22 protein-coding genes are annotated in these 25,535 nt (G+C 62.3%); 13 read left to right on the top strand and 9 right to left on the bottom strand.

The window, feature by feature from the left end; genetic code table 11:
• Window positions 1–66 precede the first annotated feature (66 nt).
• Genes AB5Y47_RS07340 through AB5Y47_RS07330 form a run of 3 tightly spaced genes read left to right on the top strand, consistent with a single transcriptional unit; the run spans window position 67 to window position 2,850 of the window.
• The gene (locus AB5Y47_RS07340; RefSeq protein ID WP_010675204.1) at window positions 67–294 is read left to right on the top strand and encodes a FeoA family protein; all 228 of its coding nucleotides are present in this window, start codon (window positions 67–69) and stop codon (window positions 292–294) included.
• Window positions 291–2,561, top strand: coding sequence for a Fe(2+) transporter permease subunit FeoB (gene feoB, locus AB5Y47_RS07335; protein ID WP_368220069.1), 2,271 nt, complete (start codon window positions 291–293; stop codon window positions 2,559–2,561). The genes AB5Y47_RS07340 and feoB overlap by 4 nt, the downstream gene beginning before the upstream one ends.
• Before the next feature lie 46 nt (window positions 2,562–2,607).
• Complete coding sequence (locus AB5Y47_RS07330) at window positions 2,608–2,850, top strand: FeoC-like transcriptional regulator (protein WP_010675202.1); 243 nt, start codon at window positions 2,608–2,610, stop codon at window positions 2,848–2,850.
• Between the two features lie 61 nt (window positions 2,851–2,911).
• Here the strand turns inward: AB5Y47_RS07330 and tapW are convergent, their stop codons facing one another.
• Window positions 2,912–4,048 (bottom strand): type IVa pilus ATPase TapW, encoded by a 1,137-nt coding sequence (tapW, locus tag AB5Y47_RS07325; RefSeq protein WP_029314740.1) that lies wholly within the window; start codon window positions 4,046–4,048, stop codon window positions 2,912–2,914.
• 56 nt (window positions 4,049–4,104) lie between these two features.
• Window positions 4,105–4,461, bottom strand: a complete 357-nt coding sequence (locus tag AB5Y47_RS07320) for a DMT family protein (RefSeq protein ID WP_010675200.1) — start codon at window positions 4,459–4,461, stop codon at window positions 4,105–4,107.
• A 112-nt stretch (window positions 4,462–4,573) separates the two neighbouring features.
• Here AB5Y47_RS07320 and AB5Y47_RS07315 point away from each other — a divergent pair, with 112 nt between their 5' ends.
• The 3 genes from AB5Y47_RS07315 (at window position 4,574) to AB5Y47_RS07305 (ending at window position 7,148) form a co-directional block, all read left to right on the top strand.
• Window positions 4,574–5,305 (top strand): ABC transporter substrate-binding protein, encoded by a 732-nt coding sequence (locus AB5Y47_RS07315; RefSeq protein WP_010675199.1) that lies wholly within the window; start codon window positions 4,574–4,576, stop codon window positions 5,303–5,305.
• A gap of 75 nt (window positions 5,306–5,380) precedes the next feature.
• Window positions 5,381–6,388, top strand: a complete 1,008-nt coding sequence (btuC, locus tag AB5Y47_RS07310) for a vitamin B12 ABC transporter permease BtuC (RefSeq protein WP_010675198.1) — start codon at window positions 5,381–5,383, stop codon at window positions 6,386–6,388.
• Entirely contained in the window at window positions 6,375–7,148 is a 774-nt protein-coding gene (locus AB5Y47_RS07305) for an ATP-binding cassette domain-containing protein (protein ID WP_010675197.1), read from the top strand. The genes btuC and AB5Y47_RS07305 overlap by 14 nt, the downstream gene beginning before the upstream one ends.
• 211 nt (window positions 7,149–7,359) lie before the next feature.
• On the opposite strand, the gene AB5Y47_RS07300 is transcribed toward AB5Y47_RS07305, so the two are convergent.
• Window positions 7,360–8,424 (bottom strand): 3-deoxy-7-phosphoheptulonate synthase, encoded by a 1,065-nt coding sequence (locus AB5Y47_RS07300; RefSeq protein ID WP_010675196.1) that lies wholly within the window; start codon window positions 8,422–8,424, stop codon window positions 7,360–7,362.
• A 141-nt stretch (window positions 8,425–8,565) separates the two neighbouring features.
• On the opposite strand from AB5Y47_RS07300, the gene AB5Y47_RS07295 reads away from it, so the two are divergent.
• A complete protein-coding gene (locus AB5Y47_RS07295) occupies window positions 8,566–8,946 on the top strand; it encodes a diacylglycerol kinase (RefSeq protein ID WP_010675195.1) in 381 nt (126 codons plus the stop codon).
• 78 nt (window positions 8,947–9,024) lie between these two features.
• Here the strand turns inward: AB5Y47_RS07295 and serA are convergent, their stop codons facing one another.
• The 4 genes from serA to AB5Y47_RS07275 all read right to left on the bottom strand — a co-directional run bounded on the left by serA (window position 9,025) and on the right by AB5Y47_RS07275 (window position 13,367).
• The gene (gene serA, locus AB5Y47_RS07290; RefSeq protein WP_010675194.1) at window positions 9,025–10,257 is read right to left on the bottom strand and encodes a phosphoglycerate dehydrogenase; all 1,233 of its coding nucleotides are present in this window, start codon (window positions 10,255–10,257) and stop codon (window positions 9,025–9,027) included.
• Between the two features lie 265 nt (window positions 10,258–10,522).
• Window positions 10,523–11,176, bottom strand: a complete 654-nt coding sequence (gene rpiA / locus AB5Y47_RS07285) for a ribose-5-phosphate isomerase RpiA (protein WP_010675193.1) — start codon at window positions 11,174–11,176, stop codon at window positions 10,523–10,525.
• Between the two features lie 143 nt (window positions 11,177–11,319).
• On the bottom strand, window positions 11,320–11,916 hold the full coding sequence (locus AB5Y47_RS07280; protein ID WP_010675192.1) for a 5-formyltetrahydrofolate cyclo-ligase: 597 nt from the start codon (window positions 11,914–11,916) through the stop codon (window positions 11,320–11,322).
• A 104-nt stretch (window positions 11,917–12,020) separates the two neighbouring features.
• Window positions 12,021–13,367 carry a Na+/H+ antiporter NhaC family protein gene (locus tag AB5Y47_RS07275; protein WP_010675191.1) on the bottom strand — a complete coding sequence of 449 codons (1,347 nt, stop codon included), beginning with the start codon at window positions 13,365–13,367 and terminating at the stop codon, window positions 12,021–12,023.
• Window positions 13,368–13,683: 316 nt separating this feature from the next.
• Between AB5Y47_RS07275 and dapB the strand changes: the two genes are divergently transcribed.
• The 6 genes from dapB (at window position 13,684) to AB5Y47_RS07245 (ending at window position 24,154) form a co-directional block, all read left to right on the top strand.
• The gene (dapB, locus tag AB5Y47_RS07270) at window positions 13,684–14,496 is read left to right on the top strand and encodes a 4-hydroxy-tetrahydrodipicolinate reductase (protein ID WP_010675190.1); all 813 of its coding nucleotides are present in this window, start codon (window positions 13,684–13,686) and stop codon (window positions 14,494–14,496) included.
• Between the two features lie 659 nt (window positions 14,497–15,155).
• Window positions 15,156–16,292 carry a glutamine-hydrolyzing carbamoyl-phosphate synthase small subunit gene (gene carA / locus AB5Y47_RS07265; protein WP_010675189.1) on the top strand — a complete coding sequence of 379 codons (1,137 nt, stop codon included), beginning with the start codon at window positions 15,156–15,158 and terminating at the stop codon, window positions 16,290–16,292.
• A 16-nt stretch (window positions 16,293–16,308) separates the two neighbouring features.
• Entirely contained in the window at window positions 16,309–19,533 is a 3,225-nt protein-coding gene (gene carB / locus AB5Y47_RS07260) for a carbamoyl-phosphate synthase large subunit (protein ID WP_010675188.1), read from the top strand.
• A 503-nt stretch (window positions 19,534–20,036) separates the two neighbouring features.
• Window positions 20,037–21,695 carry a 2-isopropylmalate synthase gene (leuA, locus tag AB5Y47_RS07255; RefSeq protein WP_180911019.1) on the top strand — a complete coding sequence of 553 codons (1,659 nt, stop codon included), beginning with the start codon at window positions 20,037–20,039 and terminating at the stop codon, window positions 21,693–21,695.
• A 244-nt stretch (window positions 21,696–21,939) separates the two neighbouring features.
• Complete coding sequence (locus AB5Y47_RS07250; protein WP_010675186.1) at window positions 21,940–22,845, top strand: GGDEF domain-containing protein; 906 nt, start codon at window positions 21,940–21,942, stop codon at window positions 22,843–22,845.
• Window positions 22,846–22,990: 145 nt separating this feature from the next.
• Window positions 22,991–24,154, top strand: coding sequence for a DUF1615 domain-containing protein (locus tag AB5Y47_RS07245; RefSeq protein ID WP_368220068.1), 1,164 nt, complete (start codon window positions 22,991–22,993; stop codon window positions 24,152–24,154).
• Window positions 24,155–24,221: 67 nt separating this feature from the next.
• On the opposite strand, the gene AB5Y47_RS07240 is transcribed toward AB5Y47_RS07245, so the two are convergent.
• Together AB5Y47_RS07240 and AB5Y47_RS07235 are read right to left on the bottom strand one after the other, a co-directional pair.
• A complete protein-coding gene (locus AB5Y47_RS07240) occupies window positions 24,222–24,461 on the bottom strand; it encodes a hypothetical protein (protein ID WP_368220067.1) in 240 nt (79 codons plus the stop codon).
• Between the two features lie 81 nt (window positions 24,462–24,542).
• Window positions 24,543–25,400, bottom strand: a complete 858-nt coding sequence (locus tag AB5Y47_RS07235; protein WP_368220066.1) for an NERD domain-containing protein — start codon at window positions 25,398–25,400, stop codon at window positions 24,543–24,545.
• Window positions 25,401–25,535: the final 135 nt, after the last annotated feature.

Here is a 25,535-nt window from a genome sequence, read left to right as displayed (position 1 = left end):
TGAGGGCACAGCTTATAATCCCCCCATTAAAAGCGAATTATTCTTGTTTAACTTCAGGAGCCCGTCATGGTACTCACAGAGCTGTCGCCGGGACAGAGCGCTCGCATCACGCACATGAACCACCTTGGCCGCGCCTTGCGGCGCAAGCTGATGGTGATGGGGCTGCTGCCCCAGACCGAGATCCTCTATCTGCGGGCCGCCCCCCTGGGGGACCCGCTCCAGATCCAGTGCCAGGGCATCTGCCTCTCCATGCAGCGGAGTCTGGCCCAGCAAATCGAGGTGGAGCCGGTATGAGCTACAACCTGGTCACAGTGGGCAATCCCAACAGCGGCAAGACCTCCCTGTTCAACGCCCTGACCGGCTCCCGCCAGCAGGTGGGGAACTGGAGCGGGGTCACCGTCGACAAGAAGATGGGGGCCTTTGCTGCCCGCGGGCAGGAATACACCCTGGTGGACCTGCCCGGCATCTATGCCCTGGCCAACCAGGAGGCGAGCCTGGACGAGCAGATCGCCAGTCGCTTCGTCCAGCGCCAGCAGCCGGATCTGCTGCTCAACGTCATCGATGCCGCCAACCTAGAGCGCTCCCTCTACCTCACCCTGCAACTGCGGGAGCTGGGGCTGCCCATGGTGGTGGTGCTCAACAAGATGGATCTGCTGCAAAAGCGGCGCATCACCATCGACGAGGCCTTGCTCGCCAAGGCGCTGGGGTGCCCCGTGGTGTCGCTCTCGGCCCACAATCGCCAGCAGGTAGCGGTCTTCAAAGAGGGGATCCACCAGTTTATCGGCCAGTCCCAGCCCGCCCTGATGCTCGACTACGGTCAGCCCCTCGAGGGGGACATCGCCGAGCTGGAGACCCTGCTTGCCCCCCATCATCTGCATCGCCGTGGCCGCGCCCTGCGCCTGCTGGAGGAAGACATCGCCATGCAGGAGACCCTGGCGGCGGGGCAGCAGGCGGCGGCCGACAACGTGGTGAGCCGCGCCCACCACGCCCAGGACATCGACCTGCAACTCGCTGATTTGCGCTACGGCCATATCCACCACTGGTGCCAGCAGGCGTGCCGTCATCAGGACAAGCTCACCGTCGCCCAGAGCGAACGGCTGGATAGGGTGCTGCTCAACCGCTGGGTGGGCATCCCCTTCTTCCTGCTGGTGATGTACCTGATGTTCATGTTCGCCATCAAGGTGGGCAGCGCCTTCATCGACTTTTTCGACATCCTCGGGGGGGCCCTGTTCGTGGACGGAGTGCACCACCTGCTGGGGCTGATGAGTGCCCCCGATTGGCTGGGAGCCGTGCTCGCGGACGGCGTGGGTGCCGGTTTGCAGACGGTGGCGACCTTCATCCCCGTGGTGGGCTGCCTCTTTCTCTTCCTCGCGGTGCTGGAGAGCTCCGGCTATCTGGCTCGTGCCGCCTTCGTGGTGGATGCCCTGATGCGTCGCCTCGGCCTGCCCGGCAAGGCCTTCGTCCCCATGCTGATGGGCTTTGGCTGCACCGTGCCCGCGGTGATGGCGACTCGCACCCTGGGGTCGGAGCGCGAGCGGCTGATGACCTCGGCCATGGCGCCCTTCATGTCCTGCGGCGCCCGTCTGCCGGTCTACGCCCTGTTCGCGGTGGCCTTCTTCCCCGAGTCGGGGCAGAACCTGGTGTTCGGTCTCTATCTGTTCGGCATCCTGGTGGCGGTGCTCACCGGCCTCTTCCTGCGCAGCACCCTGCTGCCGGGCAAGAGCGACTCCATGGTGATGGAGATGCCCGATTACGAGTGGCCCCGTCCGGTGGACGTGGGGCTGCGCACCTGGCAGAAACTCAAGGGCTTCATCTTCGGCGCGGGTAAGACCATCGTCCTGATGGTGGCGGTGCTGAGCGTGCTCAACTCCCTCGGCACCGACGGCAGCTTCGGCAACCAGGATCAGGAGAACTCGGTGCTGAGCAAGCTGAGCCAGTCCGTGACCCCGGTGCTGCATCCCATAGGCGTGCGGGACGACAACTGGCAGGCCACGGTGGGCATCCTCACCGGCATCTTTGCCAAGGAGGCGGTGGTCGCTACCCTCAACAGCCTCTACGCCGGCGGCGCCGGTGATGAGGAGGAGAGTGAATACTCCCTGCTGGGCAGCCTGAAAGCGGCGCTGGCCACCATTCCCGCCAACCTGGCGGACATCGACCCCGCCGATCCCATGGGGCTCAAGGTGGGGGATCTGGAGGACAAGCAGGCGGCCGCCGAGGCCCAGGAGGTGGACACCTCCACCTACGGCAACATGCAGACCCACTTCGACGGTGTGGCCGGGGCCTTTGCCTACCTGCTGTTCGTGCTGCTCTACATGCCCTGCGCCGCCGCCATGGGGGCTCTGGTGCGAGAGACCGGTCGTCAGTGGGCCCTGTTCACCGCCGCCTGGTGCAACTACGTCGCCTTCCTGTGCGCCACCCTCTTCTATCAACTGGCGACCTTCGCCGCCCACCCGGCGCAGAGCCTGGTCTGGAGCCTGAGCTATCTGTTCTCCCTGGTGCTGCTCTGGTGGCTGGGGCGTCGTCACGGCGACATCGTCGCCCGCAAGGTGGTGACCCTGTGAAGGGGCTCATGGTCAGGGGCGAGTGCGCCGAGAGGGAGGGTATTCTGTGATCCTGCGTGAACTGGGGGACTATCTGGCCCTTCACAAGAAGGTGAGCCGGCGGGCGCTGGCCCGCCACTTTCACACCTCCGAGGATGCGGTAGAGGCCATGCTCGGGGTCTGGATGCGCAAGGGGCGCGTCGCCAAGCGGGAGAGCCGCCTGTGTGGCGGCTCCTGCTGCGGCAAGCACGAAGAGGTGACGTTCGAGTGGTGCGAGCCCGGCCAGATAGGGCTGATCCAGAAGGGCTGATGCCTGCCCATATGCAAAAGGGAACCCGAGGGTTCCCTTTTTCGTGGCCGCCGGGCCCGTCTCAGAAGAGGTCGCCCTCGTCCTTGGTGGGCTCCAGGCTCCAGCCGCTCGCCGCCGCGCTGTTGCCAATCTGGCCCTTCTCCCGCCAGAGTTTGATCTTGAGGCGCAGGTTGTTCTGGGAGTCCGCGTTCTTCACCGCCTCCTCCTCGTCGATCACCCCCTCGACCACCAGATCGAACAGGGTGCTGTCGAAGGTCACCATGCCAAGGGCCCTGGATTTTTCCATGATCTCCTTGAGGCCGCCAAACTCGCCGCGCTTGATGAGATCGCGCACCGTGTGGGTTCCTAGCATTACCTCCACCGCCGCCCGGCGCCCGCCGTCCGTGGTCTTCACCAGCCGCTGGGAGACAAAGGCCTTGAGGTTGTTGCCAAGGTCGTTGAGCAGTTGGGGTCTGCGCTCTTCCGGGAAGAAGTTGATGATGCGATCCAGCGCCTGGTTGGCGTTGTTGGCGTGCAGGGTGGAGATGGCCAGATGCCCGGTTTCCGAGAAGGCGAGGGCATGCTCCATGGTCTCCCGATCGCGGATTTCACCGATGAGGATGACGTCCGGCGCCTGGCGCAGGGTGTTCTTCAGGGCCGCGTGGAAGCTGCGGGTATCCACCCCCACCTCCCGCTGGTTGATGATGCTCTTCTGGTGGCGATGGACGAACTCCACCGGATCCTCGATGGTGATGATGTGGCCGCCGCTGTTGCGGTTGCGATGATCGATGAGGGCCGCGAGCGATGTGGATTTGCCGGACCCCGTGCCGCCGACGAAGAGCACCAGACCCCGCTTCTCCATGATGGTGTCGAGGAGCACCGGAGGGAGTTTGAGATCCTCGAAGCGGGGGATCTCGGTCTTGATGTTGCGCGCCACCAGGGAGACTTCATTGCGCTGCTTGAAGATGTTGACCCGAAAACGGCCTATCTGGGGCAGGGAGATGGCGAGGTTCATCTCCAGCTCTTTCTCGAACTGCTGTTTCTGCTCGAGATCCATGATGTCGTAGGCGATGCGGGCCACCTCGCCCGGCCCCAGGGGCTCCTGGGTGAGGGGGCGCAAGGCGCCGTTGAACTTGGCGCAGGGGGGGGCGCCGGTGGAGAGATAGAGATCGGAACCGTCCTGTTTGGCCAGGATCTGCAGCATGTCTCTCAATTCCATGAGGGGCCTCGTCGCTCAAAGGGCTGGGGGATGATGAATGGCTTGAGTGTACAGCCTCAGGCGCCGGTCAGTTTTTCGCGGAACACAAAAAAGACCGCGCCCAGGATGCACAGACCCGCCCAGAGGTAGTCCCACTTCAGATCTTCTTTCAGATAGAAGATGGAGAAGGGAACGAACACGGTGAGGGTGATCACCTCCTGCAGGATCTTGAGCTGGCCGACGGAGAGCACGGTGTGGCCGATGCGGTTGGCGGGCACCTGCAACAGGTATTCGAACAGGGCTATCCCCCAGCTCACCAGGGCGGCGATGATCCAGGGTTTGTGATTCATGCTCTTGAGATGGGCGTACCAGGCAAACGTCATGAAGACGTTGCTGCAGATGAGCAGGCCGATACTGGTCATGATGGGGTTCATTAGGTTCTCCTTTTAAATCAATGCATTTTATCTCGACTCCATGGGTTTTCATAAGTGGTGCTTGAGGGTATTTTTAGCTCACAAGGATGTAACAAAAGAAGGCGAAAGCTGGATGGGCAAGACAAGCTGGGGTGCGCTTTGTCTGTTGTTTGCCTGCTGGGCGCAAGGTGCGCCGACCCTGACGGTGGCCACCGATGTCTGGCCGCCGTTTCGCATGCTGGCAGAGAACGACGACTTCCAGGGGCTGGATATCGACATTCTGCGCCAGTTGCAGGCACGCAGCGGCATTGTGCTCACCCTCAAACGGGTGCCCTGGGGACGGGCACTCAAACAGATGCAGACCGGTCAGGTGGATCTGATGATAGGGCTGGCTCACACCGAGGAGCGGGCCGCCTTCATCGACTACCTGCAGCCGTCCTATTACCAGTGCCGGCCTGCCTTCTATGGCAAGCCCGCCGCCGTGGCCGGCCTCAGGCGCTACGAGGATCTGCGGGGCCGCGAGATTGGCTATGTGCTCAACTCCGCCTACTTCCCCCCCTTCGATGGCGACGCCGGGCTCGACAAGCACGGGGTCCCCACCGAAGACCAGTTGCAGCGCATGGTGGAGCGGGGCCACCTGCCCCTGATGATAGGGACCGACTGCCAGGTGGATTACGCCCTGAGCCAGCACAACGACGCCGGCCTCGTCAAGGCGCCCTTCCAGCCCCCCAACCCGGTGGTGCTCTACCTCGGGATGAGCAAGCACTCACCCCACCACGAGCTGGGCCCCAAGCTGGCGCAGGCGTTGCAAGCCATGGTGGAGAGCGGCGAGATAGCGGCGCTGGCCAAGCCCTACCAGCCTTGACCTTGGGTGGTAACGCGCTGTTATCATGCAGCTTTCCTGCCTGCCCCCCGGCGGGCCTCGCTTCTTGGGGATCCCGTGTATCTCGCTCTCATCCGTCGCCAGCAGCGCTGGCAGCGCCGCTGGCTGCTCCTGCTGTCGCTGCTGACCCTGGCCCTGTTCCTGCTCTCCCTCGCCCTCGGGGAGTTCGTGCTGCTGCCCTGGCAGCCGCTGGGGGATCTGGAGCTGCGCATCCTGCTGGAGCTGCGCCTGCCGCGCGCCCTGCTGGCCCTGCTGGCGGGGGCCTCCCTTGCCTGCGGTGGTGCCGTGCTCCAGGTGATGCTGCACAACCCGGTGGCGGAACCCGGCCTGCTTGGCGTCTCGAGCGGCGCTGGGCTGGCCGCCATGGTGGCGATGGCGGTGGCCAAGGGGCTCGGGCTCTATCTGCCAGGTTGGGGGTTGTCGCTGGCGGCCTTTGGCGGCGCCCTGGTGGTGACCATGCTGCTCATCCGTCTCGCACGCCGGGCACGGCTCGGCCATGGGCGGCTGCTGCTGTTCGGGGTCGCCATCGGCATCCTTACCAATGCGGCCATGACCTGGCTGATGTATTTCGCCGACGACGGCTCCTTGCGGGAATTCATGTTCTGGATGATGGGCAGCCTCGCCTACGGCAGCCAGCAGCTTGCCTGGTGGTGGCTGGTGCTGCCCCTCACCCTCGGCTGGCTCTGCTGGCAGGGGCGGGCACTGCAACAACTGCTGCTGGGGGAGACCCAGGCCCGCCTTATGGGGTTGAACGTGGACAGCATGCGGGTACGCCTGGTGCTGGCGGTCTGCCTGCTGACCGGGGTGGCGGTCTCCCTGTGCGGCGTCATCGGTTTCGTCGGCCTGGTGGTGCCTCACCTGCTGCGCCTGTGCGGTGGCAGCGATCAGCGCTTCCTGCTGCCCGCCTCGGCGCTTGGGGGTGGCGCCCTGCTGCTCGGGGCCGATCTGGTGGCCCGCTCGGCGCTGCACGCCGGTGAGTTGCCCATCGGGGTCATCACCGCCTCGGTGGGCGCCCCGCTCTTTATCTATCTGCTGCTGAGGCAAGATGCCGATGTGTCCCGCTGATCCCGCCCCCTGGCGGCTGGAGGCCCGCGCCCTGGCCATCCCCCATCGCCTCGCTCCCCTGGATCTCACCTGGTCCGGCGGTCAGCTGGTGGCCCTGCTCGGCCCCAACGGCAGCGGCAAGTCCTCCCTGCTCGGGGCACTGGCGGGCCTGCTGCCCGCCGATGGCGCCGTCTTGCTGGGGGGAGAGGCCATCACGACCCTGAGCTGGCCCGAGCTTGCAACGCGGCGCGCCATGCTGCCCCAGCGCCAGCCCCAGCTGTTCCACATCCCGGTGTTCCAGGTGCTGAGCCTGGGGCTGGAGGAGGGGGGCCCCGATGCCCAGGCGCAGGCGGTGGCGGATGTGTGCGACGCCCTGGAACTGGCGCCTCTGCTGGCACGGGACTTCAGCCGATTGTCCGGGGGGGAGCAGCAGCGGGTGCTGATCGCCCGCACCCTGCTGCAACTGTGGCCAAGCCTCAATCCGACCGGGCGGGTGCTGCTGCTGGATGAACCCCTGGCGGGGCTGGATCTGCATCACCAGATGGCGCTGCTGCGGCTGCTCAAGCAACTGGCCGCGCAGGGATTGCTGGTGGTGGTGGCCATCCACGACATCAATCTGGCCATCGATTGGGCGGATCGCGTGCTCTGCCTGCAACAGGGCCGCGTGGTGGGGGAAGGGGACGTCGGGATCATCGACGAGGCGCTGCTGGAGCGGGTGTTCCAGATCCGCACCGATCGCATCGAGGCGGCCGGCCGCATCTGGTTTATGCCGAGTCTTTGAGGCGGTCTTCCCCCTCATCCCCAGCCCTTCTCCCATTCTTTTGAAACAAGTGGGAGAAGGGAGCCGTTCCGTCGACTACGGATACAGCATTGAAAACCTGCAGAGGCTGAGTGAAGCCAAGGGGGCGAGTGAATCACTGTGGAAATGAAAAGAGCCAGGCATCCGTGATGCCTGGCTCTTTGAATTGGTAGAGAGAGCGTTGAGCGGTTGCTCAGGCTTTCTGCTTGTCCAGCCGCACCTGGGCGGCTTCTGCCAGCATGGCCAGCAGGGTTTCGGTGTCACTCCACGACAGACAGGCATCGGTGATGCTCTGGCCGAAGGTGGCGGCACAGCCGTTCTCCACGTCCTGACGCCCTTCCACCAGGAAGCTCTCGGCCATGATGCCGGCGATGCCGGTGCGGCCGCGGCGCAGCTGATCGCAGATATCCTGGGCCACCAGCAGTTGGCGGCGATGATCCTTCATGCTGTTGCCGTGGCTGAAGTCCACCACCAGGCGCTCCGGCAGGCCCACCTGGGCCAGAGCCTCGCACGCCTCGTCGATGCTGGCGGTGTCGTAGTTGGGCCTGTGGCCGCCGCGCAGGATCACGTGGCCGTAGGGGTTGCCGGCGGTGCGGTAGATGGTCATCTTGCCGTCCTTGTCCGGGGAGTAGAAGATGTGGCTGTGACGGGCGGCGCGCACCGCATCGATGGCGATGCGGGTGTTGCCGTCGGTGCCGTTCTTGAACCCCACCGGGCAGGAGAGGGCGGAGGCCATCTCCCGGTGAACCTGGGACTCGGTGGTGCGCGCCCCGATGGCGCCCCAGGTGATGAGATCGCTGATGTACTGGCCGGTCACCATGTCGAGGAACTCGGTGGCGGTGGGCATGCCGGTCTCGTTGATGTCCACCAGCAGCTTGCGGGCCAGTTTCAGCCCTTCATTGACGTCGAAACTGCCGTCCAGGCGCGGATCATTGATGAGCCCCTTCCAGCCGACGATGGTGCGCGGCTTCTCGAAGTAGGTGCGCATCACGATGCACAGGCTCTCTTTGTACTCTTCACGCAGGGTGTTCAGACGCAGGGCGTATTCGTGGGCGGCGGCGGGATCGTGGATGGAGCAGGGGCCGACGATGACTAGCAGGCGCTGATCCTCACCGGACAGAATGGCTTCCACTTGGCGGCGGGCATCCAGCAGGTTCTGGGCGATGGTGTCGGTTAACGGGAAGGCGTGCGCCAGCTCGCTGGGGGTGATCAGGGCCTCCAGGCGACGGGTGCGCAATTCATCGGTGTGAATGGACATACGACTCAATTCTCGAGTGGATAAGGTGGGCGGGATGCCAAAATGCAAGGGAATAAAATAAAGCAAAAGTCACCCGATGGAAACCTTGGGCGGCTCTGATAGGATGTGAACCCAAAAGCCATTTCAAATGAGGTAGTTATCGTGGCAAAGCCAGGCGCGACCGGGATCACCCGCATCATCAACGCAACCGGTTACAGCATGAAAGGTCTCAAATCGGCCTGGATCAACGAGGCCGCCTTCCGTCAGGAGCTGCTGCTCATCCTGCTGCTGATGCCGCTGGCATTCTGGATAGGTGACTCCCTCAACGAGATCCTGCTGCTCGTCTGCATCAGCTGGCTGGTGGTGATCATCGAGGTGCTCAACTCCGCCGTGGAGGCGGTGGTGGATCGCATCGGCTCCGAGCATCACGAACTCTCGGGCCGCGCCAAGGATCTGGGCTCCGCCGCCGTCTTCATCGCTCTGGCCCTCAATGCCCTGGTGTGGGGCGCCCTGGTGGGCCGCAACCTGCTGGGCTGGTGGTAGGTTACGAGAGCAACCTTTCTCCTGACATAAAAAAGCCCGTCATCACGACGGGCTTTTTGCTGCGCAGATAAGGGCTTATCAGTGCAGGATCCGGGCACGGATGGTGCCATTGATTTCTTTGAGACGGGCCAAGGCCTTCTCGCTGTGCTCGGTTTCGACGTCGATGACCACGTAACCGATCTCGCTGCTGGTCTGCAGGTACTGACCGGCGATGTTGATCCCCTCGTCGGCGAAGATCTGGTTGATCTGGTTCATCACGCCGGGCTGGTTGCGGTGAATGTGCAGCAGGCGGCTGGAGCCCTTGTGGCCGGGCAGGGAGACTTCCGGGAAGTTGACCGCGGAGAGGGTGGAGCCGTTGTCGGAGTATTTGACCAGCTTGTTGGCCACTTCCAGACCGATGTTCTCCTGGGCTTCCTGGGTGGAGCCGCCGATGTGGGGGGTCAGGATCACGTTGTCCAGGCCGCGCAGCGGGGTGAGGAACTCCTCGTCGTTGGACTTGGGCTCCACCGGGAAGACGTCGATGGCGGCGCCGGAGAGGTGGCCGCTCTTGATGACGTCGGCCAGGGCGTCGATGTCCACCACGGTGCCGCGGGAGGCGTTGATGAAGATGGCGCCCGGTTTCATCATGCGAAGTTGCTCTGCACCGATGAGATCCTTGGTGGAGGCGGTTTCCGGTACGTGCAGGCTGATGACGTCAGACATGTTGAGCAGTTCCACCAGGTTCGGCACCTGGATGGCGTTGCCAAGGGAGAGCTTGTTCTCGATGTCGTAGTAATAGACCTTCATGCCGATCATCTCGGCGATGATGCCAAGCTGGGTGCCGATGTGGCCGTAGCCGATGATGCCGAGCTTCTTGCCGCGGGCTTCGACGCTGCGGTTGGCCAGCTTCTCCCAAACGCCGCGATGGCACTTGGCGTTCTTCTCGGGAATGCCGCGCAGCAGCAGCAGGATCTCCCCCAGTACCAGTTCGGCCACGGAGCGGGTGTTGGAGAAGGGGGCGTTGAAGACGGGGATGCCGCGCACGTGGGCGGCGTCGAGGGAGACCTGGTTGGTGCCGATGCAGAAGCAGCCGATGGCCACCAGCTTGGTGGCGGCATCCAGCACCTTGTCGGTGATCTGGGTGCGTGAACGCAGGCCCACGAAATGCACGTCACGAATGCGCTCGATCAACTCCTCTTCCGACAGGGACGTCTTCAGATATTCCACATTGGTGTAGCCGGCTGCCCGAAAGGTCTCCACCGTGTTGGGATGGACTCCCTCCAGCAGCAGTACCTTGATCTTATCCTTGTCCAGCGAAAACTTGGCTGTCATGACGTTCCCTCTATTGTTTTGAAAAATGCGTTCAGGCTTGCAGTGTGAAGAAAACCGTAAAGTAGCAAAAACGTTTGGGAGAGGGAATATTTGTGACGAAAGTCAAATTCTTTGAAGTTATCAACGATTGTTGCAGATGTGCTGCTACAACCCATTGAGGGATAACCAGAAACGGCGCCATGAGGCGCCGTTGTCCATTTGGGGCAGTCAGATTGACTGACCCGGGCGGGGGCTTGCCCGGAGGGAGAGGTCCGGGGAGCGGGCCTTAGTTGGTGATCACACCCTCGGGGGTGCCGATCAGCACAACGTCGGCGCCACGGTGGGCGAACAGGCCGTTGGTGACCACGCCCACGATGCTGTTGAGGCGGGTTTCCAGAGCCTTGGCATCGGTGATGACCATGCCCTTGACGTCCAGGATGATGTTGCCGTTGTCGGTCACCACCCCTTCACGCCACACCGGGTTGCCGCCAAGGGCGCGGATCTCGCGGGCCACGTATTCGCGGGCCATGGGGATCACTTCCACCGGCAGGGGGAAGGTGCCCAGCACGTCGACGGTCTTGGTGTTGTCGATGATGCAGATGAACTGGTCGGCCACGGCGGCGACGATCTTCTCGCGGGTCAGGGCGGCGCCGCCCCCCTTGATCATGTCGCGGCTGGCGTTGATCTCGTCGGCACCATCCACGTAGACGGAGAGGGCATCGATGTCGTTGAGGTCAAACACCGGGATGCCGAGACCCTTGAGGCGTTCGGTGGAGGCGATGGAGCTCGACACCGCGCCCTTGATCTGGTCTTTCATGGTCGCCAGTGCGTCGATGAAGTGATTGACGGTAGAGCCGGTGCCCACCCCGACGATGGTGCCGGGTACCACGTATTTGAGCGCAGCCCAACCGGCCGCCTTCTTCATTTCATCTTGAGTCATGATGGATCCTTATGGAAAAAGCGGGCGCATTATATCCAAGCATCCCCCCCAGAGCGACCATGGTGCTCACGTTCCGGCGCAAAAATCCCCAAGATGTAAATCGTTTGCCTGTTTATTGAACCGAAGGGGGCGCCCCCGCCTGATCAGGCAAAGTGCCAGCTGCGGCTGGGGGTGATGATCTGGGGGAGCGGCACGTCCCACTGCTCCCGGGGGACGGCATCCACCTGCTGGCAGTCGTGGGCGAGCCCCAGGGGTCTTGGGCCGAGCTGGTGCTCGTGCCAGCAGGCGAGGGTGCGATCGTAGTAGCCGCCCCCCATGCCGAGGCGGTTGCCAGCCTCATCGAAGGCCACCAGCGGGGTGCAGATGATGTCCAGCATGCTGTGGGGCAGCACCTGCTGCACGTCGAGCTCGGGCTCGGCGATGCCGTAGCGGTTGCGGGTCATGGGGGTGGTGGCGGTGTAGCGCAAGAAGAGCAGGTGACCCGGGGTGAAGGGGTGTAGCACCGGCAGGTAGACCTCCTTTTGCAGGGCCCACAGCCAGTGGATGGCGGGCAGGGGATCGAGCTCCCCGTCGTTGGCCAGATAGAGGGCGATGCGCCTGGCCGCGAGGATGCCGGGGTGTTCCTGGAAGCGTTCGACCAGCTGTTGGGCCGCCGCCTGCTGCTCGGCCTGGCTCAGGCTTTTTCTGCGCTGGCGAATGAGCTGGCGCAGGTTCTGGCGTTCGGGTTGGGTATCCGGCATGGGGACTCCTGGGCAAAGGTGGGCTGGCGCTACCTTAGCAAGGGGCCGACGGGATGAAAAGCCGATGGCGGGGCCGCCAGCCGGGCGGCCCCTGAGGTCGGGTGTCAGGAACGGTGGGGGGCGGGAGCCACTGCGCCCATCTGGTGCTTGAGGAAGACGGCCACGATGGCGGCCAGTGCCAGCGCCATGGGGTAGAAGCTCATGCTCACGACCAGGATCGGCGAGAGGGCGAAGATGGAACCCAGCAGCAGCGCCTGGGCGCCCCAGGGGATCAGCCCCTGTACCACGCAGGAGAAGATGTCCAGCATGGAGGCGGCGCGGCGCGGGGTGACACCGTGATGATCCGCCAGATCCCTGGCCACCTTGCTCGCGACTATGATGGCGACAGTGTTGTTGGCGGTGCACAGGTTGGTGAGGCTCACCACGCCGGCGATGCCGAGCTCGGCCGCCTTTTCGTTCTGCTCGCCATCGTGGTGGCGGGTGAAGCGGGCAATCAGGGCGGCGATGCGCTCACTTATCCATGCGAGCCCCCCTTGGCGTTCCATCAGGGCACCCAGACCGCCGATGAGCATGGAGAGCAGGAAGATCTCCTGCATGCTGGTAAAGCCCTGATAGATGTCCTTGCTGAACTGGCCGAGAGAGTAGCTGCCAAGCAGCCCCACGCCACCGGCCGCCAGGATGCCGAGCCCCAGTACCATGAAGACGTTCATGCCAGAGAGGGCAAGCACCAGGATCAGCAGATAGGGGGCGACCTTGAGCAAGTCCGCCCCGGCGGTGGGGGCCGGCGCTTCACCGGTGGAGCCCAGCACCAGATAGAGCAGGATCACCAGCACGGCGGCGGGGGCGGCAATCTTGATGTTCTCGCGAAACTTGTCCTTCATCTCGCAGCCCTGGCTGCGGGTGGCGGCGATGGTGGTGTCTGAGATGATGGAGAGGTTGTCCCCGAACATGGCGCCGGAGAGGATGGTCCCCGCCATCAGCATCGGATCGATGCCGGCGGCCTGGGCGACGCCCAGCGCCACCGGTGCCACGGCGCCGATGGTGCCCATGGAGGTACCCATGGCGGTGGCAATGAAGGCAGAGATGAGGAAGAGCCCCGGCAGCAGGCACCAGCCCGGAATGAGGGAGAGGCCGAGGGCGACCGTGGCATCCACCCCGCCGGTGGCCTTGGCCACGGTGGCGAAGGCGCCCGCCAGCAAATAGATGAGGCACATGGCCATGATGTTGCTCTCGCCCACCCCCTTGAAGAAGGTCTCGAGGTTCTTGTTGAACCCCTCGCGTCCCATCAGCAGGGCCAGCATGACGGCGGGCAGGGCGGCAACGGGGGCGGGGAGCTGGTAGAAGGCGAACTCGACCCCCTGCAGGGTCAGCCAGGTACCGGTACCGATGAAGAGGGCAAGAAAGACCAGAAGGGGCAGCAGGGCTCTGGCACGGGGTTGGGTCTGGATCATGTGTTCCTCGAAACTTGAACAATGACCTCCTGTCGTTGCCTGTGGCGCCTCCAAGGCGGGCACAGGGCGGGCATCCTGCCACCATGGGGGGCCAACAGTAGTGAGTCGGCCCGCCCGGGTCAAGATAGCCGTCCAGATGGATAGGGCTTTTTACTTCGTGATTCTGACTTGTCTGGTAATTCCGTTATTTATTCTGTTTTTAATGAATTTATCGTTTAAATGTCGGGGTGGTTTGGCGGGCCAGATCGGGCTTTTCAAAGGGGACGCGGGCTGGTAAAACGGTCTCTTTCCATAATAAAGAGATGAGAGGGTGGAGATGGACAATCCGATCCGTGTGGCCGTGATGGGCTGTAATGGTCGTATGGGCAAGGTGCTGCTGGAGGCTATCGCCAACGCCGAGGGCGTGGTGGTGGGAGCGGCGCTGGAACGACCGGGCTCTGCCGTGATAGGTCTGGATGCGGGTGAACTCAACGGCCTGGGGCGCCTTGGCGTCATCATCAGCGACAGTCTGGAGAAGGTGAAGGACGAGTTCGATCTCATCATCGACTTCACCCGCCCCGAGGTGACCCTGGCGAACCTCGCCTTTGCACTGGCGCATGGCAAGCAGATGGTGATCGGCACCACCGGCTTTGACGAGGCGGGCAAGGCGGCCCTGCACGAGGCGGGCAAGCAGATCGGCATCGTCTTCGCCTCCAACTACTCGGTCGGGGTCAACCTGGTGTTCAAGCTGCTGGAGCAGGCGGCCAGGGTGATGGGGGAGTACACCGACATCGAGATCATCGAGGGGCACCACAGACACAAGGTGGATGCTCCGTCCGGCACTGCGCTCTCCATGGGGGAAGTGGTGGCGAAAACCCTGGGCCGGGATCTCAAAGAGTGCGCCGTCTATGGCCGTGAGGGGATCACCGGTGAACGGGATCGCAACACCATCGGCTTTGCCACCATCCGCGCCGGAGATCTGGTGGGGGAGCACACCGTCATGTTCGCCGACATCGGCGAGCGGGTCGAGATCAGCCACAAGGCTTCCAGCCGTCTGACCTTCGCCAACGGTGCAGTGCGGGCGGGCAAGTGGCTCGGCCAGCAAGGGGCCGGTCTCTATGACATGCAGGATGTGCTCGGTCTGAAATAAACCGTCTTCAGGGGGAGTGCAGACTCCCGTACTGGTTGCCAAACCCCGGTCCGCCGGGGTTTTTTGTCACTTTTTTGTAGAAATGAGCCTTAATCATCACTTTTTGAGTGAACCTCGCTAAATCCTGCCATTCTTACAAGCCTGCCACCCTCTTACGACAAAAATGTCATCAAGGGGTAACGGGTTTGGGTCTCAATATTCCCCTGCGGGGGGCATTTCGCCTTGATGTGAAATAGACTAAAAATGCAATCCAAGAAAAACGTTTTCCATTCTTGGCGTTCACTTTTCTGGCTTCAAATGGTGTTTTTGCTGTTGTGTTGTTTATTTTTTAATTTTCTATCTTGCTGTTTATTAAGTGGTAAATTTGGTTTTTTGTACGTTGCGTGGCATCGGGCGCCGCTTTGTGGTCTGTGTTTGGCTTTTCTTTTTGAAGAGGGGGTTGCAAAGCGAGTGAGTGCATAGATAATGGGTAATGTTGCTTGTTTATTGAATTTAGATGCATTTCAAACGAGAAAAGACGTTGAAATGAGATCGTTTTTAAGTAGAATGCGCCCAATTTGCCAGAAATCTGCCGGGTTCGAGTCCTGTCAAAGACCGGAACCGAGCCCGCAACACCCAGGTAAATTGCTGAATTTAAAGCTAAATAACTGGAGGTTGTCTTGAATCACACTGCATTGCTAGTGCTGGAAGATGGAACTGTGTTCAAAGGCGTGTCGATAGGCGCCGAGGGATGTTCCGTTGGTGAAGTGGTTTTCAACACGTCGATGACGGGTTATCAGGAAATCCTCACAGATCCCTCCTATTCCCGTCAGATCGTTACCCTCACTTACCCCCATATAGGCAACACCGGCACCAACAGCGAAGATGAAGAGTCCAGTCAGGTCCATGCTCAGGGCCTCATCATCCGGGACCTTCCGATACTGGCCTCCAACTTCCGCAATCAGCAATCCCTCTCCGATTACCTCAAGTCCCACAACATCGTTGGCATCGCCGACATCGACACCCGCAAGCTGACCCGCATCCTGCGTGAAAAAGGCGCCCAGGCCGGTTGCATCCTGGCCGGCAAGCAGCTCGATGAAGCCCATGCCCTCGAACAGGCCCGCGCCTTCCCCGGTTTGAAGGGGATGGACCTGGCCAAGGAAGTGACCGTGAGCGAATCCTACAGCTGGACTGAAGGCAGCTGGCAGCTCGGCAAGGGTCACGTCACCCCGGCGGCCGATGAGCTGAAATACCACGTGGTGGCCTACGACTTCGGCGTGAAGCGCAACATCCTGCGCATGCTGGTGGACCGTGGCTGCCGCCTGACCGTGGTGCCGGCCAAGACCCCGGCCGCCGAGGTACTGGCGATGAACCCGGATGGCATCTTCCTCTCCAACGGCCCCGGCGACCCCGAGCCGTGCGACTACGCCATCGAAGCTATCAAGGCTTTCCTTGATACCAGCACCCCTGTGTTCGGTATCTGCCTGGGCCACCAGTTGCTGGGCCTGGCCTCCGGCGCCAAGACCATCAAGATGAAGTTCGGCCACCACGGTGCCAATCACCCGGTGAAGAGTCTGGACGACAACACCGTGATGATCACCGCCCAGAACCACGGCTTTGCGGTGGACGAGCAGACCCTGCCCGAGTGCCTGCGTGCCACCCACGTCTCCCTGTTCGATGGGTCGCTCCAGGGCATCCATCGCACCGACCGTCCGGCCTTCAGCTTCCAGGGTCACCCCGAAGCGAGCCCGGGCCCGCACGATTGTGCCGGTCTGTTCGACCACTTTATTGAATTGATTAAGCAGTATCGCGCCTAAGAGGATAAAGAGAGCCATGCCAAAACGTAACGACCTACAGAGCATCCTGATCCTCGGCGCCGGCCCCATCGTCATCGGCCAGGCCTGCGAATTCGACTACTCCGGCGCCCAGGCGTGCAAGGCCCTGAAAGAAGAGGGCTACCGCGTCATCCTGGTGAACTCCAACCCGGCCACCATCATGACCGACCCGGAGATGGCCGACGCCACCTACATCGAGCCCATCACCTGGGAAGTGGTGCGCGAGATCATCAAGAAAGAGCGCCCGGACGCCATCCTGCCCACCATGGGTGGTCAGACTGCGCTGAACTGCGCCCTGGCGCTGGAGCAGCATGGCGTGCTCAAGGAGTTCGGTGTCGAGATGATCGGCGCCACCGCCGACGCCATCGACAAGGCCGAGGATCGCTCCCGCTTTGACAAGGCGATGCGCAGCATTGGCCTGGAGTGCCCGCGCGCCGGCATCGCCCACAACATGGAAGAGGCCTGGGGCGTGCAGCAGATGGTCGGCTTCCCCTGCATCATCCGTCCTTCCTTTACCATGGGTGGCTCGGGCGGCGGCATCGCCTACAACACCGAAGAGTTCGTGGAGATCTGCGAGCGCGGTCTGGATCTCTCCCCGACCAAGGAGCTGCTCATCGACGAGTCGCTCATCGGCTGGAAAGAGTACGAGATGGAAGTGGTGCGGGATCGCAACGACAACTGCATCATCGTCTGCGCCATCGAGAACTTCGACCCCATGGGCATCCACACCGGTGACTCCATCACGGTCGCGCCAGCCCAGACGCTGACCGACAAGGAGTACCAGATCATGCGCAACGCCTCCATGGCGGTGCTGCGCGAGATCGGCGTCGAGACCGGCGGTTCCAACGTCCAGTTCGGCATCAACCCCAAAGACGGCCGCATGGTCATCATCGAGATGAACCCGCGGGTGTCGCGCTCCTCTGCGCTGGCCTCCAAGGCGACCGGCTTCCCCATCGCCAAGATCGCCGCCAAGCTCGCCATCGGTTACACCCTGGACGAGCTGATGAACGACATCACCGGTGGTCGCACTCCGGCCTCCTTCGAGCCGGCCATCGACTACGTGGTCACCAAGGTACCGCGCTTCAACTTCGAGAAGTTTGCCGGCGCCAACGACCGTCTGACCACCCAGATGAAGTCCGTGGGTGAAGTGATGGCCATCGGCCGCAACTTCCAGGAGTCCCTGCACAAGGCCCTGCGTGGTCTCGAGACCGGCAAGACCGGCTTCGACCCCATGGTTGACCTGAACGCCCCCGACTCCCTGACCCGCATCCGTCACGAGCTGCAGGATGCCGGTGCCGAGCGCATCTTCTACATCGCCGACGCCTTCCGCGCCGGCCTCTCCATGGACGGCGTGTTCAAGCTGACCAAGATTGACCCCTGGTTCCTGGTGCAGATTGAAGAGCTGGTCAAGCTCGAAGAGCAGGTGAAAGAGCGCGGCATGGCCGGTCTTGACGCCGACTTCCTGCGCGCCCTCAAGCGCAAAGGCTTTGCCGACGCCCGTCTGGCCAAGATCCTCGGCGTGGCCGAAGGTGAAGTGCGTAAATTGCGTGCCCGCCACAACATCTTCCCGGTCTACAAGCGGGTCGATACCTGCGCGGCCGAGTTCGCCACCAACACCGCCTACATGTACTCCAGCTATGACGAGGAGTGCGAGGCCAACCCCACCAACCGCGACAAGATCATGGTCATCGGTGGCGGCCCGAACCGTATCGGTCAGGGCATCGAGTTCGACTACTGCTGCGTACACGCGGCGCTGGCCCTGCGCGAAGACGGTTACGAGACCATCATGGTCAACTGCAACCCGGAAACCGTCTCCACCGACTACGACACTTCCGACCGTCTCTACTTCGAGCCAGTCACCCTGGAAGACGTGCTGGAAATCGTGCGGGTCGAGCAGCCCAAGGGCGTCATCGTCCAGTACGGCGGCCAGACTCCGCTGAAACTGGCGCGGGCATTGGAAGCCAACGGCGTGCCGGTCATCGGGACCAGCCCGGATGCCATCGACCGCGCGGAAGATCGCGAGCGCTTCCAGTCCGCCGTCGAGCGCCTGGGGCTCAAGCAGCCGGAAAACGGCACCGTCACCGCCCTGGAGCAGGCCGTGCAACTGGCCACGCGCATCACCTACCCGCTGGTGGTTCGTCCCTCCTACGTGCTGGGTGGCCGCGCCATGGAAATCGTCTATGACGAGCAGGACCTGCGCCGCTACTTCGCCGAGGCAGTGAGCGTCTCCAACGAGTCTCCGGTGCTGCTGGACCGCTTCCTGGACGACGCCACCGAGGTGGACGTGGACGCCATCTGCGACGGTGTTGACGTGGTCATCGGCGGCATCATGGAGCACATCGAACAGGCCGGTATCCACTCCGGTGACTCCGCCTGCTCCCTGCCGCCCTACACCCTGTCCAAGGCCATCCAGGACGAGATGCGCGAGCAGGTACGCAAGCTGGCGCTGGAACTCGGCGTGGTCGGTCTGATGAACGTGCAGTTCGCGGTGAAAGACAACGAGATTTACCTCATCGAGGTGAACCCCCGTGCCGCCCGTACCGTGCCGTTTGTCTCCAAGGCCACCGGTGCCCCGCTGGCGAAGATCGCCGCCCGCGTCATGGCCGGTCAGAGCCTGAAAGAACAGGGCTTCACCACCGAGATCATCCCGCCCTACTACTCGGTGAAGGAAGTGGTACTGCCGTTCGCCAAGTTCCCGGGTGTGGACCCGCTGCTGGGGCCGGAAATGCGCTCCACCGGTGAAGTCATGGGAGTGGGCAGCAGCTTCGCCGAGGCCTATGCCAAGGCGCAGCTGGGTGCCGGTCACCAGGTACCGAGCGAAGGTCGCGCCCTCTTGTCCGTGCGTCACGGCGACAAGGAGCGGGTGGTGAACCTGGCCGCCAAGCTGCTGGAACTGGGCTATGACCTCGACGCCACCCACGGCACCGCCGTGACCTTGGGCGAGGCGAGCATCAACCCGCGTCTGGTCAACAAGGTGCACGAGGGGCGTCCGCACATTCTGGATCGCATCAAGAATGGCGAGTACACCTACATCGTCAACACCGCCGAGGGTCGTCAGGCCATCGAGGACTCCAAGCAGCTGCGCCGTGGCGCCCTGCAGCACAAGGTGGCCTACACCACCACGCTGCACGCGGCCTTCGCCACCTGCATGGCCATCAGTGTCGATGCCACCGCCAATGTGAATTCGGTGCAGGAGCTGCACGAGAAGGTGAACAACCGCTAAGAGCTCCGGCAGCACGCTGCCCGCTCGATGCACGCAAACCCCGCCAGCAATGGCGGGGTTTTTTATTGCCTGCGCCCTGCCACTTCCGGGGAAACGCCTTCAAGGAAGATGGGTGAGATGGCGGATAATGCATCATGGGTGGTGATACTCACCCCATGAATGAACTTTCACTGCATCAATATTGCTGAATTGGCATGATGGGGTGCAATCTTCGCAATCTCTCGCCCCCACAACCTCCCTATACTGGGTGCTCATACAAACAAGGTCGTCTGCGCCGACACACCAAAAGGTGGCGTGCGAGAGGATCAGCGCCCGCAGCCCGATCCGGCTGCCGTGGCCGGCCCCGGTGACCGACGGGGGCCGCAGGAAAACCGGTCGCGGGGTTACCGCCGCGCGACTCGTCAGGGACGGTGTTACCGCACCAACCCGCTTCCCCTCCTTGCCCCACCCGCCTGTCGGCCCGGTCGTCCGGCGCCTCGCCCATCCGTCAAGGGAATCTGAATATGAGCTTCGATCATCGCAAATACCGCCGTGCCCCCGTGATCAACCTGGCGGATCGCCAGTGGCCCAACCGGGTACTGGAGCGGGCACCGCTCTGGTGCGCCGTGGACCTGCGCGATGGCAACCAGGCGCTGGTCGAGCCCATGACGGTGGCCCAGAAGCTGCAAATGTGGGCGCTGATGACCCACATCGGTTTCAAGCACATCGAGGTGGGCTTCCCGGCGGCCTCCCAGCCCGACTTCGATTTTGTGCGCGAACTCATCGAGCGCAACCTCATCCCCGATGACGTCACCATCCAGGTGCTGGTGCAGGCACGCGAAGATCTGATCGCCCGCACCTTCGAGGCGCTCAAGGGGGCGAAGCGGGCCATCGTTCACGTCTACAACTCGGTCAACCCGACCCAGCGCAACTATGTGTTCAACTCAGGCAAGGACGGGGTCAAGGCCATCGCCGTGCAGGGGGCGCGCTGGGTGCGGGAGTATGCGGCCCGCAATCCGGGCACCGAGTGGAGTTTCCAGTATTCTCCGGAGAGCTTCAGCAGCACCGAGGTGGAGTTCGCCGTCGAGGTGTGTGACGCCGTCATCGACGAGTGGCGCGCCGCTGCCCGCCCGATGATCCTGAACCTCCCCGCCACGGTGGAGGTGAGCACCCCCAACGTGTTTGCGGATCAGGTGGAGTGGTTCTGCCGCAATTTGAAGGCGCGATCCGAGGTGAGCATCTCCATCCACACCCACAACGACAGAGGCTGCGGGGTGGCCGCCGCCGAGCTGGCGGTGCTGGCGGGGGCGGATCGCATCGAGGGCACCCTGCTCGGCAACGGGGAGCGTACCGGCAACATGGACATCGTCACCATGGCCATGAACCTCTACAGCCAGGGGATTGACCCCGAGCTGGACCTGTCCGACATGGATGCCATCGTCGCCACCGTGGGGGCCTGCACCCAGATTGCCCTGCACCCGCGCCACCCCTATGCCGGCGAGCTGGTCTACACGGCGTTTTCCGGCAGCCACCAGGATGCCATCCGCAAGTCTCTCGCGGCAGAAAAACCGGATCACTACTGGGACGTGGCTTACCTGCCCATCGATCCTGCCGATCTCGGTCGCAGCTACGAGGCGGTGATCCGCATCAACAGCCAGTCCGGCAAGGGAGGGGTGACCTATCTGCTGGAGCGTGACCTCGGTCTGCAACTGCCGCGCTGGCTGCAAATCGACTTCAGCCGCCGGGTGCAGGCCGAGGCTGAGGCGAGCAGCAGCGAAATCAGCCCGGAGCAGATCCGTACCCTGTTCGAGCAGCACTATCTCGAGCCTGCCCACGGCTATCGCATCGGGCGCTTCCAGCTCGGTCATGACAGTCAGGAGAGCCTGCGCCTGGAGTTGCAGACCCCCCACGGCACCCTGCAACTGTGCGGTGAAGGGGAGGGCGCCATCACCGCCCTGGTCAACGGCTGGCAGCGTCAGACCGGCATGCACATCGATGTGCTGGATTACTCCGAGCATGCGCTCACCGCCGGCACCGAATCCCGCGCCGCCGCCTATGTGCTGCTGAGCGTCGAGGGCACCCGGATGTGTGGCGTCGCCGTCGGTCGCGACGTGGTCAACGCCTCCCTGCAGGCGGTGATCAACGGCGCCGCCCAGCATCAGGCCCTGCGCCAGAGCGCCTGAGGCGGCACTGCCCGTTTGCCGTGAGGGCGAGCAGGGAAGGGCCGCCCACCCCGATGTCACGGCAGATCGCGCCGTCCCCGTTGCAACAATCCCCTGACCCATATGGTGAGGGGATTGTTTTTTATGGAAAAATCGGCCCACAATATCAGTGATTTGCCACCAGGAATGCCGTCGGGGTTCGCTGGCGATGGCAGCCAACGGCTGCCATTCGGGATAGAAGACATGCGCGCTTGGAGCCCAAAACATGATGAAGACTCCCCTCAGGTTATCCGTTCACCCCGCCCGGTTCTTCTCGCTTCCTCCCTGCCGTCGTCTCGCGCTGGTGAGCCTGCCCTGTCTGCTGCTGCTGACGGGGATCCTGGCCGGGGTCAGCTTTGATCCCCTGGCAGAGCACAACCTCTATACCGTCGGGGCTCTGGCCGAAGCGCTCAACGTGCTGACCCTGCTGTTCATGTTCTGGGTGGTGCAGTGTGCCCAGATCACCTTGAGAACCTATCTCTCCCTCACCGGCGGGCTGACCCTCTGGCTCGTTTCCGGCGTCATCGATCTGATGGATGAGGCCTATTTCCAGCCCTGGTGGCTCTCCACGGTGGAAGACAGCCTGCGCACGATCGGCATGCTGGCCTCGGCCTGGGGTGTGCTGCTGATGGTGCAGCAGATGTATGGCACCCAGATGCGGCTCTCCTCTCTCGCCATGTCAGACGAGCTGACCGGGCTCTCCAATCGCCGCGCGTTTCGCGCCGTGCTGGAGGCGCACGGAGAGGAGGGGACGCCGCTCCTGCTGCTGGATCTCGATCACTTCAAGCTGATCAACGATCGCTATGGCCACGCGATTGGCGACAATGTACTGCGTGAATTCAGCACCCTGCTGCGCCAGCTCTGCCCATTGGATGGGGTGGTGGCACGCCTTGGGGGAGAGGAGTTTGCCATCTGGCTGCCCGGCATGACGGGTGACAAGGCCCGTGCGCTGGCGGAGCAGATAAGGTGCGCGACCGAAGAACTGGTCTCAGGTGACGGGGTAAGATTCACCGTGAGCCTTGCCCTGGGTATCAGCCAGAGCGGGGAGGGGGTGGATGCCCTGCTCCAGCGCACCGATCTCGCCCTCTATCAGGCCAAGCACCTGGGACGCAACCGGGTGGAGCTGGCGTGATGACGCCAGGGGATGCCGCAGCCAGCGGGCCAGCAGGTTCATCCGCCTTCATCTTGTCAGACTTGTTCCCTACAATGTCCGCCTCCATGCATTCGAGCCCTCTCATTCGCGATGAGGGGCAGGTCCCTCTCTTCAGGAAGCCTTCATGATCCCCTCTCACTCCTTGTTTGATGCCCATTGGCGCTGGCTGTCACTGCTTTCCCTTGCCCTGCTGTCGGGTTGTGCCAGCGAGCCTCCCGCCCCGACCAGCCCGGCGACGCCGGCGGGGCGCCCCATTCCCAAGGCGATGCAGCCGCAAAAACCGGCCGACATGAAGAGCCGTATCGTGCGCTTCCTGCCGCGCAACGTGGTGGACAAGCCGGGCTGGGCCAATGACGTGGTGACGGCGCTCACCACTCAGGGGCTGACGGTGAGCGATCACAACGTCTGCAGCGTGCTAGCGGTGGCGGAGCAGGAGGCGACCTATCAGGCGGACCCCGTGGTGCCCAACCTCAACAAGATTGCCTGGAAGGAGATCAATGCCCGGGCCGGCAAGCTGCTCATCCCCGAGTTCATGGTGCGCACGGCCCTCTCCATCCAATCCCCCACTGGCAAGAGCTATGCCGAGCGCATCGACAAGCTTCGCACCGAGCGGGAGATGAGCGAGATCTTCGAAGACATGATAGGCAGCGTCCCCATGGGCAAGCAGCTCTTTGACAACCTCAACCCGGTGCGCACCGGCGGCCCCATGCAGGTGAGCGTCGCCTTTGCCGAAGCCAACGCCCGTGGCTACCCCTATCCCGTGAAGGAGTCCATTCGCCACGAGGTGTTCACTCGTCGGGGCGGCATCTGGTTTGGCACCAAACACATCTTCGGCTATCCCGCCGACTACCCGGATACCCTCTATCGCTTCGCCGACTTCAATGCGGGCTGGTACGCGAGCCGCAATGCGGCCTTCCAGGCGGCGGTAAGCCGGGTGAGTGGCAAGCCCCTGGCCTTGGACGGGGATCTCATCCGCTACGACTCGGATCTGCCCGGCAAGACCGAACTCGCGGTCCACAGCATCGCCAGCCGCGTCAACATGAGCAAGCAGGCCATTCACCAGAGCCTGAAGCTCGGGGACAGCAGCGACTTTGCCAAAAGCGATCTCTACCACAGGGTCTTCGCCCTGGCCGACAAACAGGCCGGGACACGGCAGCCCCGCGCCATGCTGCCCGGCATCCAGCTAAAGAGCCCCAAGATCACCCGCAACCTCACCACCGCCTGGTTTGCCAAGCGGGTGGATGACAGGGAGCAGGCCTGCGTACGGAAGATGGCGACAATTAAGTGATAAGGCGTTTGGTTAGTAAGAAATATAACAGCCGGTTGCCATGATTAATGACAACCGGCTGAAGTCATTAATAGGCTCTCCAGCGATACCCCTTGGCCTGCATACAATCGGTGATGACTTCGTTTTTTTCCTCATCAGAGATATTGTTCAGACGGATCTCATATTTGCATTGAGACAATGCAGTGAGAGAGTCATCGTGTGACACGCCCTCTTTTCTCCATGTTGGCTGCGGGTCAGATGCGCAGGATGTCAGCAATATACTCATGCTGGCGATCACCATTGTTACCGATATTTTTTTTATGCTCATTCATCAATTCCTTTGAATAGAGGTTATCTGGGTTTGTGATTATGGCCCCATGGTTGCCAGGTCTGTACCGCGGTTATTTTTCTAGCGTGTAATTTTGAATGATGTCATCCCCCTGCATTTTGGATATCCGCTGCATCCCCAAAACTGGGTGCCTTTATGCTCCCCTCGGCTGGCGGTACGCAATACCATAGGGTTGCCACATCGGGGGCATGCAGGACTCTGCTCCGTGGGAGCAGGCAGGATGCGAGAGGAGGCAGTCGTGTTGTCAGCCAGAAGGGTAGCAGAGGGCGATTTTTGTGAGGGCGCCAGGTGGCGCGCCTTTAGTTGTGCAACATGTTGTCTGTGGGTCTGCCAGTTGGGAGTCAATCGTGTTTGCTGGATGGTCTTGACCACCTGGATGATGTCGGCAGGGGTCAATACCTGTGTGGTCTTCCCCTTGATATATCGGATCAATCCACGGTTCATGACGTTGTCCGGCATTGGCGTCTTGAAAGTACAGTCGCCAATAAAGTAAATCACTGAGTGCAGTTGCTGATCCGCTAGGCCCAACAGGGCCTTCAGGGTCATGACGTGCAGATGATTTTGATGCAGCGGGTTTTGAAAACGATGCTTGCGGCGATATATCTGCTGAGTCCAGCTTTTATGGGCCGGATTGCCAAATATCCATCCTTTCATGTTTTTTGTTTCGATCACGAACAGGCCAAACCGCGAAACAATCACATGATCTATCTGGGTAGTGCCCTGAGAAATCGGCAGGGTCACATCCTTGAGCAGGCGATATTCCCGTTTGTCGAGAAAGAGCCCGAGGCAGAGATTGAGAAACCACTCCCCGACCATCCCTTTGAACCAGGGGCTTTTGACTATAGCGACCAGCAACAGCAAGGGGAGCACAAACCAGAGTTTGGTCAGCAAGAGTGCCAGCAGACTGGTCACATCCATCTCATTCCTCCTCGGCTGTCGAAGCCATATCCGGCGCTACTAGCCAGTCCTGTTGGCTGGCAATGAACATGGGGCCCACTGGTGCCAGATGGAGTTGAGTGGGCGACAAAGCATGACTGTAGTGAGTGGTGTGCA

The organism is Aeromonas sp. R7-2 (assembly GCF_040908105.1).
Taxonomy (GTDB): domain Bacteria; phylum Pseudomonadota; class Gammaproteobacteria; order Enterobacterales; family Aeromonadaceae; genus Aeromonas; species Aeromonas caviae.
Note: the sequence above shows the minus strand (reverse complement) of the source record. Positions and strands in the feature narration are given on the sequence as shown.